The organism is Clostridium sp. B9 (genome assembly GCF_050509515.1).
Taxonomy (GTDB): Bacteria; Bacillota; Clostridia; order Clostridiales; family Clostridiaceae; genus Sarcina.
Genome location: NZ_JBNWKA010000003.1, coordinates 2039437 through 2058847, shown reverse-complemented (window position 1 = coordinate 2058847; position 19411 = coordinate 2039437). Strand labels below are relative to the sequence as shown.

General features: G+C 30.6%; 18 protein-coding genes. 16 read left to right on the top strand and 2 right to left on the bottom strand.

Translation table 11 applies throughout. The features are described 5' to 3' along the window. The first annotated feature begins 26 nt into the window (after positions 1 to 26). From ACQZHJ_RS09320 to ACQZHJ_RS09305, 4 genes are all read left to right on the top strand, one after another. On the top strand, positions 27 to 941 hold the full coding sequence (locus ACQZHJ_RS09320; protein WP_430485281.1) for an undecaprenyl-diphosphate phosphatase: 915 nt from the start codon (positions 27 to 29) through the stop codon (positions 939 to 941). 231 nt (positions 942 to 1172) lie between these two features. Continuing rightward, positions 1173 to 2273 carry a 6-phosphofructokinase gene (locus ACQZHJ_RS09315; RefSeq protein ID WP_430485280.1) on the top strand — a complete coding sequence of 367 codons (1101 nt, stop codon included), beginning with the start codon at positions 1173 to 1175 and terminating at the stop codon, positions 2271 to 2273. 229 nt (positions 2274 to 2502) lie between these two features. Further along, entirely contained in the window at positions 2503 to 3282 is a 780-nt protein-coding gene (locus ACQZHJ_RS09310; protein ID WP_430485279.1) for a serine hydrolase, read from the top strand. 58 nt (positions 3283 to 3340) lie between these two features. Further along, positions 3341 to 4111: a class I SAM-dependent methyltransferase gene (locus ACQZHJ_RS09305; RefSeq protein WP_430485278.1), complete on the top strand. Its 771-nt coding sequence runs from the start codon at positions 3341 to 3343 to the stop codon at positions 4109 to 4111. 194 nt (positions 4112 to 4305) lie between these two features. Here ACQZHJ_RS09305 and ACQZHJ_RS09300 read toward each other — a convergent pair whose 3' ends face one another. Then, positions 4306 to 4470: a hypothetical protein gene (locus tag ACQZHJ_RS09300; RefSeq protein ID WP_430485277.1), complete on the bottom strand. Its 165-nt coding sequence runs from the start codon at positions 4468 to 4470 to the stop codon at positions 4306 to 4308. 523 nt (positions 4471 to 4993) lie between these two features. Between ACQZHJ_RS09300 and pyrB the strand changes: the two genes are divergently transcribed. The 9 genes from pyrB (at position 4994) to ACQZHJ_RS09255 (ending at position 16008) form a co-directional block, all read left to right on the top strand. Further along, positions 4994 to 5917 carry an aspartate carbamoyltransferase gene (pyrB, locus tag ACQZHJ_RS09295; RefSeq protein ID WP_430485276.1) on the top strand — a complete coding sequence of 308 codons (924 nt, stop codon included), beginning with the start codon at positions 4994 to 4996 and terminating at the stop codon, positions 5915 to 5917. A 4-nt stretch (positions 5918 to 5921) separates the two neighbouring features. Beyond that, positions 5922 to 6077 (top strand): aspartate carbamoyltransferase, encoded by a 156-nt coding sequence (locus ACQZHJ_RS09290; protein ID WP_430485275.1) that lies wholly within the window; start codon positions 5922 to 5924, stop codon positions 6075 to 6077. Between the two features lie 15 nt (positions 6078 to 6092). After that, positions 6093 to 7292, top strand: a complete 1200-nt coding sequence (locus ACQZHJ_RS09285; protein WP_430485274.1) for a dihydroorotase — start codon at positions 6093 to 6095, stop codon at positions 7290 to 7292. An 11-nt stretch (positions 7293 to 7303) separates the two neighbouring features. After that, entirely contained in the window at positions 7304 to 8167 is an 864-nt protein-coding gene (pyrF, locus tag ACQZHJ_RS09280; protein WP_430485273.1) for an orotidine-5'-phosphate decarboxylase, read from the top strand. A 22-nt stretch (positions 8168 to 8189) separates the two neighbouring features. Beyond that, a complete protein-coding gene (locus ACQZHJ_RS09275) occupies positions 8190 to 8930 on the top strand; it encodes a dihydroorotate dehydrogenase electron transfer subunit (protein WP_430485272.1) in 741 nt (246 codons plus the stop codon). Between the two features lie 17 nt (positions 8931 to 8947). Then, positions 8948 to 9847, top strand: a complete 900-nt coding sequence (locus ACQZHJ_RS09270; protein WP_430485271.1) for a dihydroorotate dehydrogenase — start codon at positions 8948 to 8950, stop codon at positions 9845 to 9847. A 65-nt stretch (positions 9848 to 9912) separates the two neighbouring features. Then, entirely contained in the window at positions 9913 to 10491 is a 579-nt protein-coding gene (gene pyrE / locus ACQZHJ_RS09265; protein WP_430485270.1) for an orotate phosphoribosyltransferase, read from the top strand. 231 nt (positions 10492 to 10722) lie between these two features. Continuing rightward, positions 10723 to 12027, top strand: a complete 1305-nt coding sequence (locus ACQZHJ_RS09260) for a M20 family metallo-hydrolase (protein WP_430485269.1) — start codon at positions 10723 to 10725, stop codon at positions 12025 to 12027. 498 nt (positions 12028 to 12525) lie between these two features. Then, the gene (locus ACQZHJ_RS09255; protein WP_430485268.1) at positions 12526 to 16008 is read left to right on the top strand and encodes a S8 family serine peptidase; all 3483 of its coding nucleotides are present in this window, start codon (positions 12526 to 12528) and stop codon (positions 16006 to 16008) included. A gap of 123 nt (positions 16009 to 16131) precedes the next feature. Here ACQZHJ_RS09255 and ACQZHJ_RS09250 read toward each other — a convergent pair whose 3' ends face one another. Continuing rightward, the gene (locus tag ACQZHJ_RS09250; RefSeq protein ID WP_430485267.1) at positions 16132 to 16932 is read right to left on the bottom strand and encodes a phosphotransferase; all 801 of its coding nucleotides are present in this window, start codon (positions 16930 to 16932) and stop codon (positions 16132 to 16134) included. Positions 16933 to 16996: 64 nt separating this feature from the next. On the opposite strand from ACQZHJ_RS09250, the gene cobT reads away from it, so the two are divergent. From cobT to ACQZHJ_RS09235, 3 genes are read left to right on the top strand one after another with little or no spacing between them, the layout of a single operon-like run. Beyond that, positions 16997 to 18082, top strand: coding sequence for a nicotinate-nucleotide--dimethylbenzimidazole phosphoribosyltransferase (gene cobT, locus ACQZHJ_RS09245; RefSeq protein ID WP_430485266.1), 1086 nt, complete (start codon positions 16997 to 16999; stop codon positions 18080 to 18082). Positions 18083 to 18104: 22 nt separating this feature from the next. Beyond that, positions 18105 to 18656 carry a bifunctional adenosylcobinamide kinase/adenosylcobinamide-phosphate guanylyltransferase gene (locus ACQZHJ_RS09240; protein WP_430485265.1) on the top strand — a complete coding sequence of 184 codons (552 nt, stop codon included), beginning with the start codon at positions 18105 to 18107 and terminating at the stop codon, positions 18654 to 18656. Next, positions 18649 to 19404: an adenosylcobinamide-GDP ribazoletransferase gene (locus ACQZHJ_RS09235; protein ID WP_430485264.1), complete on the top strand. Its 756-nt coding sequence runs from the start codon at positions 18649 to 18651 to the stop codon at positions 19402 to 19404. The genes ACQZHJ_RS09240 and ACQZHJ_RS09235 overlap by 8 nt, the downstream gene beginning before the upstream one ends. Positions 19405 to 19411 lie beyond the last annotated feature (7 nt).

The window sequence follows — 19411 nt, the reverse complement described above, 5'->3', positions numbered from 1 at the left end:
CTTAATTTAAGAAAGCGAGTGTAGTTATGGGAATTGATTTTTTATTCATACTTAAGGCCATAATAATTGCAATTGTTGAAGGTCTTACAGAGTTTGTTCCTGTTTCATCAACAGGGCATATGATTCTAGTTGGTGACCTTATACACTTCAATACTCAATCAGGTGGATTCCCTGAGATGTATGAAGTTGTTATCCAATTAGGAGCTATTTTAGCAGTTGTAGTTTTATACTGGAAGAAGATAAGTAGTTCAGTAGTTGAGTTCTTAAGTTACATATTTTCATTTATTGCTTCAAAAACATCAAGTGATAAGAGAGAATACGAAAAGAAACTTAGAGAATCAGAAACTGGATTTAAATTCGGTATAAATGTAATTATAGGTACTATACCAGCAGCTATATTAGGTCTTTTATTCCATGATGAAATAAAAGAATACCTATTCTCAACAAAAACAGTAGCTATAGGATTTATTGTCGGTGGTATCTTACTTATAGTTATAGAGAATAACTTCAGAAGAAGAGCTAAGAGAAGCAAAGTGGTTAAAAATATAGATAATATGTCTTACAAACAATCACTTTTAGTTGGATGTTTCCAATGTCTTTCTTTATGGCCAGGAATGTCAAGAAGTGCTTCAACTATCATGGGAGGTTGGATTTCAGGATTAAGCACAACAGTTGCAACTGAATTTACATTCTTCTTAGCAATACCAGCTATGGTAGGAGCATCAGGACTAGATTTACTTAAGTTTGATTATTCTCAAATGAATGCAACAAATTGGATTGCGTTAGTACTAGGATTTATAGTTGCATTTGTAGTTTCATTAGTTGTTATAGACAAATTTATAAATTACTTAAAGAAAAAACCTATGAGAATATTTGCAATATACAGAGTATTTGCAGGTATATTATTAGCTATATTAATATTCACAGGTGTAATAAGTTAATTATGTTAAAAGACAAGAGTTTAAAATTCTTGTCTTTTTTTGTTTTATTAAAATTTTAAAGTGAAATTAGGTTTTAGTAATATAAATGTAAAAAAGAATAAATTTTCTCAATATTTCAACTAATTTTACTTTTCATAGAATCATTTATATGATATCATTTACTTAAAGGGTAATTGTAAAAATTTACAAAATAAAACTATGATATAAGATTGTTTAGGAGGGGGATTCTATATGACACAACCAATCAAAAAAATCGCTATATTAACAGGTGGAGGAGATTGTCCAGGTTTAAATGCAGTAATAAGAGCCGTTACAAGAACAGCAATATTACAGTATGGATATGAGGTTATAGGATATAAGTTTGGTTATAGAGGATTATATAATAATGACTTTATAAAGTTAGACTTAGACTCTGTATCAGGCATACTTCATAGAGGAGGAACAATTCTTCATAGCTCAAATAAGGACAATCTATTCGACTATCAAGTTGAGGATGAAAATGGTGAAATAGTTAAGAAAGATGTATCTGATGTAGGTGTTGAAAACCTTAAAAAAGAGGGCGTTGATGCATTAGTTGTTATTGGTGGAGATGGAACTTTAACTTCTGCAAGAGACTTCTCAAGAAAAGGTGTCAATGTTATAGGGGTTCCTAAAACGATAGATAATGATCTATTAGCTACTGATGTAACATTTGGATTTAATACTGCTACTGAAATAGCTACTGAGGCTTTAGATAGACTTCATACTACTGCTGAATCACATCATAGAATTATGCTTTTAGAAGTTATGGGTAGAAATGCTGGCTGGATAGCTTTAGAATCAGGAATAGCCGGTTCAGCTGATGTAATATTATTACCAGAGATCCCATATGACATAAATAAAATAGTTGAAAAAGTTAGAGAAAGAGAAGAAGCTGGAAAGCAATTTACAATAGTTGTTGTTGCTGAAGGTGCTAAACCAAAGGATGGAGAGGTAGTTGTTTCTAAAATTGTTGGAGATAGTCCAGACCCAATAAGACTAGGTGGAATAGCTAATAAATTAGCTAATGATTTAGAGGATTTAATCAAAAATCATGAAGTTAGAAGTACTGTTCTTGGTCATATACAAAGAGGAGGAAATACCTCTGCATATGATAGAATACTTTCTACCAGATATGGAGTTAAAGCAGTTGAGCTTATAAATAGTAACTTATTTGGTAATATGGTTGCATTAAAAGGAAACAGTGTTTCCTATGAAAATTTAGAAAATGTAATTGGATATACTAAGGATGTAGATCCAGAAGGCGAAATGGTAAAGGCAGCTAAGAGTATAGGAATATGCTTCGCTGATTAATATGATAAAACACCTACTAATTTTAGTAGGTGTTTTATTTTGTAGTTTAGTAAAAATTTTACTTATATTATTTATTAAAATTGCCAATACTTTAAAATGGCTAAAGAAAAATATTTAAACGTTAACAAGAAAAAATTTACAATTAAGACTTCAAAATTTTCTGAAAATATGTTACACTTTAAACAAGGCAACATTAAAAGCAACATTAAAAGAAAGCTGGTGGGTATTTATGAAAGAAGTTCAAAAATATTTAGAGAGCAGAATTGGTTCGTATAGCTTTTTCTTTGAGGATTTGAAAAGTGGCTATACTTATGGTTATAATGAAAACGTTAAAATGGTTTCAGCAGGTTGCATGAAATTACCTATAGCTATAGCTCTTATAAAACAAGTTGAGGAAGGTAAGATAGACTTTTTGGATAAGATAAAAATAGAAAGTTCAGATAAAGTTTATGGTACTGGAATAATACATGAATTTGGAGAAAGAGAGTATACTGTATTTGAGCTTTTAGTAGCAATGCTTATACAAAGTGATAATACGGCTGCTAACAAAATCATAGATTTAGTTGGTATGGAAAGAATAAACCAAATCATTAAAGAATTAGGGATGAAAAATACTGAACTTAACAGAAAGACTGCGGATGAAAGAAATTTCAAAGCAGATGTGGAGAATTATACTACAGCTTATGATTTAACATTAGCTTGGAGAAAGCTTAGCGAGGGTTCATACTTAAGTAAAGAAAACTCTCAAATGCTTATCGATATACTTACAAGACAACAAATAAAAAACAAGCTGGCTTTATATATACCAGATAATCTTAAGTTTGATATATCAAGCAAAACTGGAGATAAAAAAGGTGTTGAAAATGATACTGAATTAATTCATAGCAGTAAGGGAAACTTTGCATGTACAGTAATGTCTAGTGGAATACCAAATTCAGTTTATGGAACAGTGACTCTTGCAAAATCTGGAAAGATGATGTGGGACTCAATAATGAATAATTGGCATTAAATTTAAAATCATTAACCTCTTGTATTTACAAGAGGTTAATTTGGGTTGGAGGATTTTTATGGATATAGTAAAGTTAAATGAAATTGCTTGGGATAATGAGGTGGAGCTTGAGAATAAATGGACAATACCTGTTAGTAAAGAGGAAGTCGTTTTAGCTAGAAAAGGGAAGTTTAATATATTTTTAACCCCAAAAAAATCTGTTCCAAGGGAGTGGATTGGAGAGGTTGAAAATAAGAATATATTGTGTTTAGCGTCTGGTGGTGGGCAACAGGGGCCTATATTTTCAGCTTTAGGTGGAAATGTTACAGTGTTTGATAATAGTAGAAAACAATTAGAAAAAGATGAATTTGTTGCTAAAAGAGATAGGTTAAATATTCATATAGAACAAGGTGATATGAGAAATTTATCTCGTTTTGAGAATGAAAGCTTTGATTTGATATTTCATCCTATTTCAAATTGTTTCATAGATGATATAGAAATTGTTTGGAAAGAATGTTATAGAGTTTTAAAGAAAGGCGGAGCTTTATTATCAGGTTTCATTAATCCACTTGTATATATTTTTGATCTTTATGAATGGGAGGAAAATGATAATTTAGTTGTTTCAAAAAAAATACCTTATTCAGATATAGAGCAACTTTCTAAGAATGAATTAGAAAATCGTATTGAAAATAGAGATACATTAGACTTTGGGCATTCATTAGAAAGTCAAATTGGAGGACAAATAAAAGCAGGTTTTCTTATAGCGGGATTTTATGAAGATAAGCTAGGAAATAGCTTGTTAGACAAGCATATAGATACCTATATTGCAACGAAGGCAATTAAGTTGTAAAAATTATTTTGCTAAAGATAAGTCAAAAGACTATAAGTTTATGCTGAAACAAGAAAATGAAAATCTAAGCATAAAGGTCACTAAATTAAAAATATTTAACAATTATAATTTAAAGAATTTATAATTGTTGGAATAAATGTATAGCAAAGTAAACTGCTATACATTTATTAGTTTTTTTAAAGATTTATAATAAGTTATAGACCTATAGCTGAAAGTATACTGGCTGGAAGTATGTTAAAATATATGCATACAATTAGAACTATTGCACAGAACGCAATTATCTTTATTACTGTTTTTGCTACCTTTATTATTATAAATACACATAGAGCTACCAATAATACTGATATTAAAGTTTCCATGATAATCTCCTTTCAAATTCATATTTTATGTAAATAACATAGTTTCTTATTTTCATTTTATTCACATTAATATTATACAAGGAAAGTAAAATTTTAACTAGGATAATTAACTTGTTAAAAGATTATTATTCCATATTGTGAAATATAATAGATTACATTTAACAAAACGATAGTAGATTGATATGTTTATAATAGATATTTATTACATATACTGAATAATTTAGTAGAGTTATTTTATATTTGGAATATTTATAAAAAACTTTATTGACATAAAAATTTTAATATGATATCATAAGCACAATAAAAGCAGTCCAGTGAGACTTATTAATAAATAACCTTTAAATTTGATCCAGAGAGGTCAATAAGGAAGTTATATAGTTGAATTATAATCTTTTAAGATTAAATAGAGATTTATATATAAAAGTCTTCCTTATACAAGGAAGACTTTTTTTTACACGTAATTAGAATTATATAACTTTTCTTCTTTAAATTAACACAGAGAGGTTAAAAAGGAGTGAATAGTATGTTAAAAAACAAACACTTATTAGATCCGTCAGATTTCACAATAGAGGAGTTTGAAGAGATTTTTAAGTTAGCACATCAAATAATGGCAAATCCAAAAGAATATCAAGACATATGCAAAGGAAAGATTCTAGCAACGCTTTTCTATGAGCCAAGCACTAGAACAAGATTATCTTTCGAAGCTGCAATGCTTAGATTAGGTGGACAAGTTATTGGGTTCTCAGAACCAGGTTCAAGTTCAGTATCTAAGGGAGAATCCTTAGCTGACACTATACAAACAGTAAATTGTTACGCTGATTTAATAGCAATGAGACACCCACTAGAGGGAGCAGCAAAGGTTGCATCAATGTACTCAGAGATTCCAGTAATAAATGCAGGAGATGGTGGACATCAACATCCAACGCAAACATTAACTGATCTTCTTACAATAAAAGAGTACAAGGGCAACTTAGAAGGAAATACAATTGCATTATGTGGAGATTTAAAATTCGGTAGAACAGTGCATTCTCTTATAAAGGCACTTTCAAGATATAAGAATAATAAATTCATCTTAATATCTCCTATAGAACTTAGAATCCCAAATTATATTAGAGAACAAATCTTAGAAAAGAATGATATAGAATATGTAGAGATAACTAGCTTAGAAGATGGAATTAAAGAAGCGGATATTTTATACATGACAAGAATACAAAGAGAAAGATTCTTAGACCCAAACGAGTATGAAAGACTAAAAAATGTCTACGTCTTAGATAAAAACAAAATGGATGAAGCTAAGACAGATATGATAGTTATGCATCCTCTTCCAAGAGTAAATGAAATTGCATATGAAGTGGATAAAGATCCAAGAGCATTATACTTCAAGCAAGCTAAATGCGGAATGTATGTAAGAATGGCCTTAATGGCAAAACTTTTAGGGGAGGCTTAAAGCTATGAAAAATAAAGAAATAGAAAGAAAATGTAAGAATCCTAAGTGTATAACTCAAGTGGAGAAATATGTTCCTCAAAGTTTCACAGTGTTTGATAAGAAAAATAACATCTGCCATTGTGACTACTGTCATGGAGAAAACCAATTTCCAAAACTTTAATTTAAGGAGTATAAGATGAAGTTATTAATTAAAAATGTAAATTTAATAGATGAAAGCAATAATTTCTTTGGGGATATATACCTAGAGAATGGATTAATAAAGGAACTTGGTTCAGAACTTCAAAAAGAGTGTGAGACAATAGATGGAAAAGGCTTAGTACTTATGCCGGCCTTCATAGATACACATGCACACTTTAGAGATCCTGGGTTCCAATATAAAGAAGATATAGAATCTGGTTCTAAGGCAGCAGTAAGAGGTGGGTACACAACAGTAACTTTAATGCCAAATACTAAGCCGGTATGTAGTTCAAAAGAAGTTTTAGACTACGTAGTAAATAAAGGTAAGGAAGTTGGTCTAGTAGATTTATATCAAACAGTTTCTATAACAAGAGATTTAGCTGGACAAGAAGTAGAACACTTAAATGATTTCATTGGAAATGAAGATGTAAAAGCAATAACAGATGATGGTAAAGGTGTATCAGACTCTAAGATTATGATGGAAGCGATGAAAGTTGCTAAAGAGAATAACTGGATAGTAATGTCTCATGCAGAAAGCCCAGAGTTCACTAAAGTAGATATGCGTTTAGCAGAAAACATGATGACTTGGAGAGATATAACTCTAGCTAAGTTTGTAGGAGCTAGATTGCACATGTCTCATGTTAGTACTAAAGAAGCTATGAAGTACATCATAGATGGGAAGAATGAAGGAGTAGAAGTAACTTGTGAGATAACACCACATCATTTAGCTTTAAATAATAAAATCAATAACTACAGAGTTAATCCTCCAATAAGAGAAGAAGAGGATGTTAACTTCTTGATAAAAGCAATAAAGATGAATTATGTAGATTGTATAGGAACAGATCATGCTCCTCATTCAAAAGAGGATAAGGAAAAGGGTGCTCCAGGAATGATAGGAATAGAGCAAGCCTTTTCAATATGCTATACAACATTAGTAAAAGGAAATCATATTAACTTAAACAAGCTAAGCCAGCTTATGAGTGGAAATGCTGCTAAGTTATTAAATATAAATAAAGGAAAGCTTCAACCAGGATTCGCAGGAGATTTAGTTCTTGTAGATATAAATAAGAAGAGGATATTTAAAGAAGAAGATATAGTATCTAAGAGTAAAAATACACCATTTAATGGTATGGAGTTTTACGGAGATGTAGTTTTAACAATAAAAGACGGAAAAGTAGTTTATAAAGGCGAGTTTTAGGAGGGCATAGGATGATAGCAGATAAGTTATTTGAAAGAGTAGAACAAAATGGAGTAGTTTGTGTAGGGTTAGACACTAGCTTAGATTATATACCAGAAGAATTTAAAGGTAAGTTTTCAAATGAAGCGGATATGTTATTCAACTTCAACAAAGAGATAATAGATGCAACATTAGATGTATCATCATGTTTCAAGGTTCAAATAGCATACTATGAAGCTCTTGGACTTAAAGGATTAGAAGCTTACAAAAGAACATTAAGCTACTTAAGAGAAAAGGATGCTTTAATAATAGCTGATATAAAAAGAGGAGATATAGCAGCAACTGCTACAATGTATGCAAAGGCTCACTTTGAAGGAGATTTTGAAAGTGACTTCATAACTCTAAATCCATATATGGGAATGGATAGTATAGAACCATATCTTCCCTATATAGAGAAGAATGAAAAGGGAGTTTTTGTTCTAGTAAGAACTTCAAATAAAGGTGCTGAGGATATAGAGTATTTAGAGGCTGGAAATGAAAAGAAAGTTTATGATGTAGTTGGAGAAAAAGTACACACTTTAGGTAAAAATTACTTAGGAAAGCATGGATACAGCTCAATCGGAGGAGTTGTAGGATGTACTCACCAAGAAGAAGCTAAAGAAATGAGAAAAGAGTTAAACACAATGCCTTTCTTAATACCTGGATATGGGGCACAAGGAGGAACTGCTGATGATGTAGCAGCCTACTTAAATAATGGGAATGGTGGAGTGGTAAACTCATCGAGAAAGATCTTATTAGCATACAAAGCAATGGAAGATAGTAAAAACTTCGCTGAATGTTCAAGAAAAGAAGCGATAACAATGAGAGATAGTATAAGAGCAGCAATCTTAAAATAGAAGGAACTTGGGAGGACAAATTATGGCTATAGAATATTTCAAAAGTAAAGTAAAAGAAAATGTAGAGGTAGTAGATGGAATATACTCACTAATAGTAGAGCATGATGCAAAAGTAAATGCAGGACAATTTTACATGATAAAAACACCAAATACATTCTTAGGAAGACCAATAAGTGTTTGTGAAGTAAATGGAAAAGACGTACGTTTTGTATATGCTACTGTTGGATCAGGAACTAATGAAATGAAGAAGATGGTTTCTGGAGATGAAATAGAAATAATAGGTCCTTTAGGAAATGGATTTGATGTAACCAAGGATTATGGAAGAGTAGCTTTAGTAAGCGGAGGAATTGGAACAGCTCCAATGCTAGAACTTGCAAAAATGCTTAGAAAGAATAATTCTGAAATGAAAATGGACTTCTATGGTGGATTCAGAGATGACATATACTTAGTAGAAGAAATCGGAGAATATGTAGGAGAAACTAAGGTTTCAACAAATAGTGGAAAGCATGGACATAAAGGTTTTGTAACAGAAATACTTCCACTTGAAAACTATGATACAGTACTATGCTGCGGACCAGAAATCATGATGAAAAGAGTAGTTGAGATGTGTAAGGAAGCAGGCGTAAATGTGTACGTATCAATGGAAAAACACATGGCTTGCGGAGTTGGAGCATGCTTAGTATGCACATGTAAAACTAAATCAGGAAACAAGAGAACTTGTAAAGATGGTCCAGTATTTAATGGATTAGAAGTAGAATTCTAAAATAGGAGGGGTTAATTATGTTAAAGACAGTTATAAATGGAGTAGATTTTAAGAACCCTGTCATAGCAGCATCAGGTACTTTTGGATTTGGAGCAGAGTACAGTAATTTCTATGATGTGGGAGAGTTAGGAGGAATAAGTTCAAAGGGCTTAACTCTTAATGGAAGAGAAGGTAATGAAGGAATAAGAATATATGAAACACCTCAAGGAATTATGAATTCAGTAGGACTTCAAAATCCAGGAATAGAGAAATTCATAGAAATAGAGCTTCCTAAAATGAGAGAACTTGGTACAAACATAATAGCCAATGTTGGTGGAGCTACTATAGAAGACTATGAAAGAGCAGTTTCTCTTCTAAATAAAGAAGATATAGATATGATAGAACTTAACATATCATGTCCAAACGTAAAATCTGGAGGGATGGCCTTCGGAATAAAATCAGATGTAGCTTATGATGTTGTATCTAAGGTGAGAAAAATATGTGATAAACCACTTATGGTAAAATTATCACCAAATGCTGAAGATATATGCGACATGGCTTATAGATGCCAAGAAGCAGGAGCAGATTCAATTTCACTAATAAACACATTAAAGGGAATGGCAATAGATATAAAGAATAGAAAGCCAGTGTTCAATAATGTATATGCAGGACTTTCAGGTCCAGCTATAAAGCCAGTAGCATTAAGAATGGTGCATGAAGTAGCTAAAACAGTAGATATCCCAGTAATAGGATTGGGTGGAATAGCTACGGCTGAGGATGCAATAGAGTTTATGATGGCTGGAGCATCAGCTATACAAATAGGAACAATAAACTTTGTAAACCCAAATGCAGGCCCAGAAATAATAAAGGGATTAGAGGACTTCTGTAGAAGGGAAGGGTTAAAGAACATAAACGAAATCGTAGGATGTATAAAGTAAATAGTATAAATGAATTTAATTAAAAGAATAAATAAAAAAATTAAAATGTTTTGGAGGAATTATATATGAAAAATACAGATGTTATGGTTATAGATACATTAAAAGAGGTTGGAGCATTATTAGAAGGACACTTTTTACTATCATCAGGAAGACACTCAAATAGATACTGCCAATGTGCACAATTATTAAAGCACCCAGATAAAGCTGAGAAAGTATTAAAGGTTGTAGCTGATCAATTAAAGGATATCGACTTTGACTTAGTAGTTGGACCAGCTATGGGTGGAGTTATAGTAGCATATGAGTTAGGGAGACAATTAGGAAAGCCTGCAATCTTTACTGAAAGAGTAGATGGAGAAATGGCCTTAAGAAGAGGATTTACTATAGAAAAAGGACAAAGAGTAGTAATCACAGAGGATGTTGTAACAACAGGTAAAAGTTTTAAAGAGGCAGCTAAAGTAATAGAAGAACAAGGTGGAGAAGTTGTAGCAGTAGTTTGTATAGTAGACAGAACTCCAGGAAATGTAACAGACTTCCCAATGTATAGCTCAATCAAATTAGACATAGAAAGTTTTGATGCAAGTGAGTGTCCATTATGTAAAGAAGGAATTCCTTACGTGAAACCAGGTAGCAGAAACATAAAATAGTATAAATAATAAATTTAGAAAAGTCGATATTTAACATATCGGCTTTTTTCTTAGACCATATTTTAAATGAGTATTGATTTAAAATATAATATTTAGCTATATAGAAAATAAAGGATGGTTTAAAAGTTTAAATCATTCTTTTTTTAAATAAGATCCATAGAATAGACATAAAATTATTAATAAGGTAAAGTTAAATTTAATATATAAAGTAAAATGTTGGAGGGAATTTATATGAGAAATAAAATAGAGGATTTTATAAATGACAATAGAGAGAAATTGATAAAGTATAGAAGAGATTTCCATAAGTATCCAGAAAGTGCATGGAGAGAGTTTAGAACAGCTTCTTTAATAGGAAAAGCATTACTTGATATGGGATATGAACTTAAGATAGGAAAAGAGATAATAAGTGATGAATATAGAATGGATGTACCAAATGAAAAAGAGCTTTCTAAAAATTACGATAGAGCTTTAAAGCAGGGTGCTTATGAGAAGTTAGCTAAACTTATGACTGGTGGATATACAGGGATTGTTGGAGTTTTAAGAAACGGAGAGGGACCAACAATTGCTTTAAGATTTGATATTGATGGTGTTAAGGTTGTGGAGAGTGAAGAGGAAAGTCATATTCCTTTTAAAGAAGGATTTTCTTCGGTAAATAAAGGCATTATGCATGCTTGTGGTCATGATGGACATATAACTATAGGTCTTGGAGTTTCTGAATTACTTATGAATCTAAAAGATGAGTTTAATGGAACAATAAAATTAATATTTCAACCTGGAGAGGAAAGTGTATGTGGAGGAAGGCCTATGGCTGAGTCTGGAATACTAGATGATGTTGATTATCTATTAAGTGGACATATAGGTATCAAGGCAAAGGAATCTGGAATAATAATTTGTGGAACTAAAGGTTTTCTAGCTACATCAAAAATTAATGCAGAATTTAAAGGTAAATCTTCTCATGCAGGTGTAGCACCAGAAAAAGGACATAATGCATTACTTTCAGCTTCAACTGCTGTTTTAAATTTAGATGCTATTCCTAGAAATAGTGAGGGGATAACTAGAATAAATGTGGGAAGATTGGTTGCAGGTAGTGGAAGGAATGTAATTCCAGGAAAAGCTTTTATGGAAGTTGAAACAAGAGGGGAAACTACAGAGCTTAATGAATATATGGAGGATTATGCTATAAGAATTTTAAAAGCTTCTGCTGATATGCATGATAATGATATTGAAATTTCGATATTAGGAAGATCTATAAGTGGAGAAAGTGATAAGGAATTAATAGAAATTGTGAAAGAGTCCTCAGAAGACTTGGGTTGTTTTGATTCAATTATAGAAGAAGAGGACTTTGGGGCAAGTGAAGATATATGTTATATGATGAAAAAAGTTCAAGAAAATGGTGGGAAGAGTACTTATATAATGTTTGGAAGTGATTTAAAAGGAGAGCATCATTCGGTTAAATTTGATTTTAATGAAGAAGATATATTTACTGCTATAGGGGTTTATATAAATTCAATCTTAAAGTTATGTAATAAGAAATAAATATTAACTTTAGTATAAAGCATAGGCAAAATTTAATGCCTATGCTTTAATTTTTTTTTTAAAATTATTATGTTTCTCATTTTTATTTACATAACAGTTTAGAAATAGAAGGTCTCTTGTTTAATCTAAAGGAGAAAATTTGGAATATTTTTAGACATTTTGAATATAACTATATTGTTAATTTGGATGATGAGGATTTGTTAAAAAATAAGGAATTAATGTGAATAATTATCATTTAAAATCTAATTTTATTGATAAAATTTAAATGCTCTCGGCGATGAGATTTTAAAATTGATAATTCAATTAAAAGATTAAATTTGATTTATCAATAACTAAATTTAATATAAATATATTTTTTACAAATTAAATATTTACAAATTAGCTATAAAATATTTTTGAAATGGGGGTGAAGGTTATTAGTGATTTATTAAATCAATGATTTTTTATTGGGGACAGAGATTTTATTGAGTTTATTAGATTTGCTAATAACAAATAAGTATGAATAAGAAATTAAAAGCTATAATAGCGGGTGCTATTGTTTGTAGTGTTATGAGTACCTATTTAAGTAGTAATATAATTCTTGCTTATGGAAAAGAAAAAAACAGTAATAATATTGATCTTAGTGAGTCTATTTCCATAAAAAATGATGTGAAAGAAAGATTAAGTGAAGCAGTTAATTCAAAAGCTGAAAATGAACTTAAGAAAATGTATAAGTCTGAGGAGGATGTTACTGTAATTGTTGAATTAGAAAGTAAACCTCTACTTGATTATTATATAGAGCAAAAAAATAGTGAAAATATTTCTACGTATATCATGACAAAGAATGGAAAAAACATAACAAGAGAAATTCAAAATGAACAGAAAGAGATAGCAAGTAGAATTTCTAAAAGTATATCAAAGGAAGTTGAGAGGGAAGCAGAGTATAAGGTCGCTTTAAATGGATTTGCTATAACTGCAAAGTTTAAAGATTTAGAGAAAATTAGGGAAGTTGAAGGTGTTAAAAATGCATTTATTTCAACTATTCACCAATTGCCTACTAATCCTGAAATAGAAAAAGAACCAAAAATGATAAATAGTAATGGAACTATAGGAGCTATAGAAGCTAATGAGTTAGGATATACTGGGGAGAATACTGTAGTTGCTGTTTTAGACACTGGATTAGACATTAATCATGAAGCATTTCAAACCATTCCAGAAAGTATTAAATATTCAGAAGAGGATATAAGTAAAATTTTAAACAATAATGAAATGAATGCAAATGGAACTGTTTATAAAAGTGGAAAGATTCCCTTTGCATATGATTATGCAGATAGAGATGATAATCCACAGGATGCTGGAGATCATGGAACTCATGTAGCTGGCACCGTGGCATCAAATGGAGAAAAGGTAAAAGGAGTTGCACCTGATGCTCAGCTTGTCATAATGAAAGTATTTAGTAGTAAGGGTGGTGGGGCATCAGATAAAACGATTTTAGCAGCTTTAGATGACGCTGTAACATTAGGAGTAGATGCTATTAATATGAGTTTAGGTTCAGCGGCTGGTTTTACAGAAGAGTCTGATGAAGTGTTAAATGATACTTATGATAGAGTTAAGGATGCTGGAATAAATTTGATTTGTGCAGCTGGTAATGATAATAGTTCAACTAACATGTCAAGTAAAGGAAATCTTCCGCTAGTTGAAAATCCTGATAACGGAATAGTCGGTTCTCCATCAACTTATGATGCAGCAACATCTATTGCTAGTGTAAATAATGCTAAGACATATTTGTCATATTTTTTACATGGGAATTCAAAAATTAAGTACTCAGATACTAATGCTGGAACAAATGTAGTCTTTACTTCTTTAGAAGGAGAGCATGAGGTTGTAGCTGTTCCGGGAGTTGGAACAATAGCTGATTTTGAATCAGTAAATGTAGAAGGTAAAATAGCACTAGTTCAAAGAGGGGTAATAGCATTTACAGAAAAAGAAGAGAATGCAGCAATGTATGGAGCTAAAGGAATTATTGTTTATAACAACGTTGAAGGTGATTTAATAAATATGCAAACAAATGGTACAATTCCTTCTATTTTTATAAACAAGGCAGATGGTAGTAGCATAGCTAATAGTGAAGAGAGAATTATTTCAGTAGATAAATCATTTGAGGATTCTTTTGAGGAAAGTACTTCGGGCCTAATGTCTGATTTTTCTTCTTGGGGAGTAACTCCTGATTTAAAATTAAAACCTGAAATTACAGCGCCAGGAGGTGGAATATACTCAACACTTCCAGGAAATTCATATGGTTCAATGAATGGAACTTCTATGGCAAGCCCACATGTAGCTGGAGCTGCAGCAGTTGTTAGAGAATATTTAAATGAAAATAAATCAGCTTTAGATAAGAGCGAAGAAGAAAAGATTATAACAAATCGTTTAATGAGTACAGCTAGTATAGTACTTGATGAAAAAGGAAATCCATATTCACCAAGAAAACAAGGTGCTGGTGTTATAAATGTAAATGATGCTATAAGAAGCCATGGATATTTAACAGTAGCCTCAGAGAAACCTAAGGTAGAAATGGGTGATAGTGAAGATGGGGAATTTTCTTTTGAATTTGAAGTTCACAATACTTCAGATAAAGAAGTAAACTATAATTTAGTTCCAAGCGTTTTAACAGAGGAAATAATAGAATTAAACGGAGAAAAATTCTTTGCTCAAAAATCTAGAGTTTTAAATGAGAAAGAAGTTAATGTTGAATTTAATCAGGTAGAAGGAAATAAAATTACACTTTCACCAGGTGAAAGCAAAACTATAGAGGTTTCAATAAATCTTACTAATCATGTAAAAGAGAGTTTAGATAACTGTGAAAATGGAGCTTTCATAGATGGATTTATAAGTCTTAAAGGGGAAGAGGAAGACTCTGTTGATTTAAACTTACCTTTCTTAGGATTCTATGGAGATTGGAATGCAGCACCTGTTTTAGATAGTCACATATTTGATGATGAACAAGCTGTTATGTATGAAACTGCTATGGGTAATTTCGATTTGATGACTGGTTCAGGATATTATTTAGGAATGAACATGTTCACTCCTGATGATGAGGCACCTGTAATAAGTGAAGATAAAATTGCTATAGGGAATATAACAGGACAATGGGTGGTGAGTCCTTTAGTAGGGCTTTTAAGAAGTGCAGAAGAAATAGAATATTCTGTAACTAACAGTGAAGATGAAGTAGTATATGAAAGAGAATATGGAAATCAAGGAAAGACTTATTTCTATGAAACAGGTGGGTTTATGACATACGCTATGGATGAGCATGGATGGGATGCTGTAGATTGGAATACAATGAAACCTATGCCAGATGGTGAATATACTTATAAGATTAAGGCTAATGGAGTTGGGGATAGTGAAGCTGAAAAGTTAGAGTTTCCTATTACTATAGATACTGAAGAGGCACAGCTTGTAAGAAAAGAAAATTTAAATATTGGTGGAAAAGATTATTTGAAGCTTGTTGTTAAAGATAATCATTATATACAAGCAGTTCAATTAGTAGATTATAATGAGGAGCCTCTTACTGATATAATTCCATTAGATGCAGATGAAAAAGGATATGAACATGAATTGTTATTTGATTTAGAAAATATTAAGGAAACAACAGCTGCTAAGATAGTGGTAGTGGATTATGCTAGGAATATTCATACATCTGAAGAATTTGATATTTTTGAAGAAAGTGAAATTGTTAGAAATCCTGTAGAGAATTTTAAGGTAATAGAGGTTGGGAAAAAAGAAGTAGTTGTATCATGGGAAGCTCCTAAATCAACTTATGGGTTAAAGAGTTATGTAATATATAAGGATGGCAAAAAGGTTGCTGAACTTGATAAAGAAGCAACCGAATATATCTTTGAAAATTTAAATAGACATACTATTTATAATTTTAAGATAGCGGCGAAATATGAAAATGGAAAGCTTTCTAAAAAGGAATCTATAACACTAAGAACAAAAAGATAGAAGAGAATCAATCTATATTATATAAATAGGACTGTAAAAAGTAAATATAAAATTAAGGCTCTGTTTTAAACTAGTGTTGATCTTAGTTGGAAAAATCAACATTCACTTAAAACAGAGCCTTAATTAAATGTTTTCAAGTAAGTCATCAATAATCATATTGGCACCTAATTTATAATCATAATCAGATTTGCTATTTATAGATTTCAAATAACTCCAAGACGCATTCCAAAGCTTAACTACAAATAAGTAATCTTCTATTTTTTCTTTAAGTTCGTAGGAATAATATCCAAAATAGTTTTTTAAAAGTATGTATCTTTCAACTTCATCCAACATCCACGAAAGTGTTGCTAAATCAAAAAATATATCTCCCATAGCTGAGAATTCAAAATCTAAAAGAAAAACAGTATTATTTTTATAAAGAACATTTGATGAGTTTAAATCATTATGGCAAAGACCTAGTAATTTGTTTTTTGTAAGTTTTTCTTCTAAGTAATTTAATTTATCAAGAATTAAGCTTATATCTTTATCCATCTTAAAATTAAATTTTTCTAGTGAAAAAAGATTTTTTCTTATTTCATCAAAAGGGTTAAAATGATAGGGAGAGTTTAAACTATGAAACTTTCTTAAAGACTTACAAAGATTTTTTAAAAAGTCTTTAGAGGTAAAAGTAGCCATGTTTACTTTAGAATTCTCTATGAATTCACTTAATAATATACCATTTTCCTTATTATGATATATAATAGGTGGTGAAAGCTTGTTCAAATTAGCAAAGGTTATTACATAATTTTCCTTTAAAAAATTATTTCTATTATCTTTACTAGGTATTCTTAAAACGTATTTTTTATTATCACACTCTAATAAATAATTAAGGTTATTAAGTCCACCTAGTCTAGTTATCTTATGATTTTTAAATTTAGTAATCATTTTATTCTCCTTATAATTTTATGAAATTATTATATCAGAAAATAAGAAGGGATGAAAAAGTATAATGTTAAATAATGTACTAAAAGGGATACGAGGATTAGATGAAAATTCAATGGACAAGGCTAAAAAAAGAGTAGATTCTTTGGCAAAGCCTTTAGGTAGTTTAGGGAAATTAGAGTCAATTGCCATAAAGTTATCTGGAATGACAGGGGATATCTTTAATAATATTGATAAAAAGTGTATATTAATAATGTCTTCGGATAATGGGGTTGTGGAAGAAGGTGTAGCTTCAGCACCTCAAGTTGTAACTCTTATACAAACAAAAAACTTTTTAAAAGGTACCACTGGGGTTGCTACTTTATCTAAGGTTAATAACACAGATTTAATGGTCTTTGATGTAGGTATTAATTCAGATGAAATTATAGAAGGAGTTATAAATAAGAAAATTTCTAAGGGAACTAAAAATATTTATAAAGAACCTGCTATGACTTATGAAGATGCAATAAAATCTTTAGAAATAGGAATTGAAGCTGTAAAAATGGCTAAAGAAGAAGGATATAACATATTAGGAGTAGGAGAAATGGGAATAGGAAATACTACTACTTCAGCGGCTGTTTTAAAAGCTTTAATTGGATGTTCTGCTTCTGATGTTGTTGGAAAAGGTGCTGGTATAAAAAGCGAGGCCTTTGAAAAGAAGAAAAAAATAGTTGATGAAGTTATAAAAATGCATAATGTAGATTGTAATGATCCTATTGATGTTCTCTCAAAAGTTGGAGGATATGATATTGGAGCTATGGCAGGTGTATTTTTAGGAGCGGCATACTATAGGATACCAGTAGTAATAGATGGATTTATATCTGTTGTTTCAGCACTTTTAGCTAATAAATTGAATCCGTTAGTTAAGGATTTCTGTTTTACTTCTCATAAATCAGAGGAGATAGGATATAACTTAGCTATAAATGAATTAGGTTTAACTCCTATGCTAGATCTTAATATGAGACTAGGAGAAGGAAGTGGTTGTCCTATCGCTTTTTCAGTTATTGATTTTTCGATTGCTATGATGAATAATATGGCAACATTTGAAGAGGGTAATATTGATGATACTTATTTAGAAGAAGTAAAAGAGGAAGAGTGTTACGTAGTAAACTAACTAAAAGAAGGAGACAGCTATTATGGTTATTTTAATTATTGGGGGAGCTAAGAGTAGCAAATCTTCTTATGCTGAGTTTTACAGTAGTAAGCTTTCTAAGGGTGAAGAAGGAACTTTATATTATCTAGCTACAATGAATCCTTATGACTTAGAGGATTTGAAAAGGATTGAAAATCATTTAGTAAGTAGAGAAAAATATGATTTTACAACCATAGAAAAACATAGAAATATAAAGAGTGTAGCTAATGAGTTTACAAAAAAAGATACTGTTTTATTAGACAGTTTAACTTCTTTAGTTACTAATGAAATGTTTGTTGGACAAGACTTCAATAAAAATGTAAGTTCATATATTTTTGAGGATTTAAAGGTATTAATAAAAAGTGTTAAAAACTTAGTTATAGTTTCAGATTATGTTTTCTGTGATGGAATTAAATATGATTCTTATACAGATACTTTTAGAAAGGAACTTGGAAATTTAACATGCAATTTAACTAAAATATCTGATGTTGTTATAGAAGCTTCCTTTGGTAACTTAATATTTCATAAAGGAAAGGAGGTTTTAGAAAATGAATAGGATTTACAAGGCTTTTAATATGGCTTTAAGTATGTTTACTGTTATTCCTCTTCCAAAATATGAGTGGGATGATAAGGCAGCTAAAGATATAATGAAGCTATATCCTTTAATAGGATTAGTGGTAGGCTTATTTTGGTACTTAGGTTTTATTATTCTTAATAAGCTTCATGTTAATTATCTTCTTATGGGAGCAATTATAATGGCAATTCCATATTTTTTAACTGGATTTTTACATTTAGATGGTTTTATGGATGTTTGTGATGCTTTGCTTTCAAGAAGAACTAAAGAAGAAAAACTTAGAATATTAAAGGATTCAAGAGTAGGAGCATTTTCTGTAATTGCAGTTGTTTTATTATTAATAATAGAATTTTCAGGGGTTTACACAATTCTAGCTAATGGAGTTAATATGAAAATTTTAATTCTTATACCAATTGCCTCAAGAGCTATTAGTGGATATTTTATTGTAAGCAAAGAAATGCTTGGAGAAAGCTCTTTAGGAAAATTCTTTAAAAATGGAACTGGAAAAGTTGATGAAGCAGTTTTAATGGGAATATATATCTTTACTATAGTATTAAGTTTTTTAATATTTGGAGTAGATTATGCTATATCAATTTTACTAATGGGAATAGTAGCTTTCTTATTACTTAGAAAGGTCAATAAAGAGTTTGGTGGAATAAATGGAGATGTTGCAGGATATATTCTTGTGCTTATGGAATTTACAGGAATTATTGCTTTAGGAATTCTTTAAGGAGGAG

Excerpts from the sequence above, each read along its gene's own strand:
- ACQZHJ_RS09320 (WP_430485281.1), top strand. The coding sequence starts at position 27 with ATGGGAATTGATTTTTTATTCATACTTAAGGCCATAATAATTGCAATT.
- ACQZHJ_RS09315 (WP_430485280.1), top strand. The coding sequence starts at position 1,173 with ATGACACAACCAATCAAAAAAATCGCTATATTAACAGGTGGAGGAGAT.
- ACQZHJ_RS09310 (WP_430485279.1), top strand. The coding sequence starts at position 2,503 with ATGAAAGAAGTTCAAAAATATTTAGAGAGCAGAATTGGTTCGTATAGC.
- ACQZHJ_RS09305 (WP_430485278.1), top strand. The coding sequence starts at position 3,341 with ATGGATATAGTAAAGTTAAATGAAATTGCTTGGGATAATGAGGTGGAG.
- ACQZHJ_RS09300 (WP_430485277.1), bottom strand. The coding sequence starts at position 4,470 with ATGGAAACTTTAATATCAGTATTATTGGTAGCTCTATGTGTATTTATA.
- pyrB (WP_430485276.1), top strand. The coding sequence starts at position 4,994 with ATGTTAAAAAACAAACACTTATTAGATCCGTCAGATTTCACAATAGAG.
- ACQZHJ_RS09290 (WP_430485275.1), top strand. The coding sequence starts at position 5,922 with ATGAAAAATAAAGAAATAGAAAGAAAATGTAAGAATCCTAAGTGTATA.
- ACQZHJ_RS09285 (WP_430485274.1), top strand. The coding sequence starts at position 6,093 with ATGAAGTTATTAATTAAAAATGTAAATTTAATAGATGAAAGCAATAAT.
- pyrF (WP_430485273.1), top strand. The coding sequence starts at position 7,304 with ATGATAGCAGATAAGTTATTTGAAAGAGTAGAACAAAATGGAGTAGTT.
- ACQZHJ_RS09275 (WP_430485272.1), top strand. The coding sequence starts at position 8,190 with ATGGCTATAGAATATTTCAAAAGTAAAGTAAAAGAAAATGTAGAGGTA.
- ACQZHJ_RS09270 (WP_430485271.1), top strand. The coding sequence starts at position 8,948 with ATGTTAAAGACAGTTATAAATGGAGTAGATTTTAAGAACCCTGTCATA.
- pyrE (WP_430485270.1), top strand. The coding sequence starts at position 9,913 with ATGAAAAATACAGATGTTATGGTTATAGATACATTAAAAGAGGTTGGA.
- ACQZHJ_RS09260 (WP_430485269.1), top strand. The coding sequence starts at position 10,723 with ATGAGAAATAAAATAGAGGATTTTATAAATGACAATAGAGAGAAATTG.
- ACQZHJ_RS09255 (WP_430485268.1), top strand. The coding sequence starts at position 12,526 with ATGAATAAGAAATTAAAAGCTATAATAGCGGGTGCTATTGTTTGTAGT.
- ACQZHJ_RS09250 (WP_430485267.1), bottom strand. The coding sequence starts at position 16,932 with ATGATTACTAAATTTAAAAATCATAAGATAACTAGACTAGGTGGACTT.
- cobT (WP_430485266.1), top strand. The coding sequence starts at position 16,997 with ATGTTAAATAATGTACTAAAAGGGATACGAGGATTAGATGAAAATTCA.
- ACQZHJ_RS09240 (WP_430485265.1), top strand. The coding sequence starts at position 18,105 with ATGGTTATTTTAATTATTGGGGGAGCTAAGAGTAGCAAATCTTCTTAT.
- ACQZHJ_RS09235 (WP_430485264.1), top strand. The coding sequence starts at position 18,649 with ATGAATAGGATTTACAAGGCTTTTAATATGGCTTTAAGTATGTTTACT.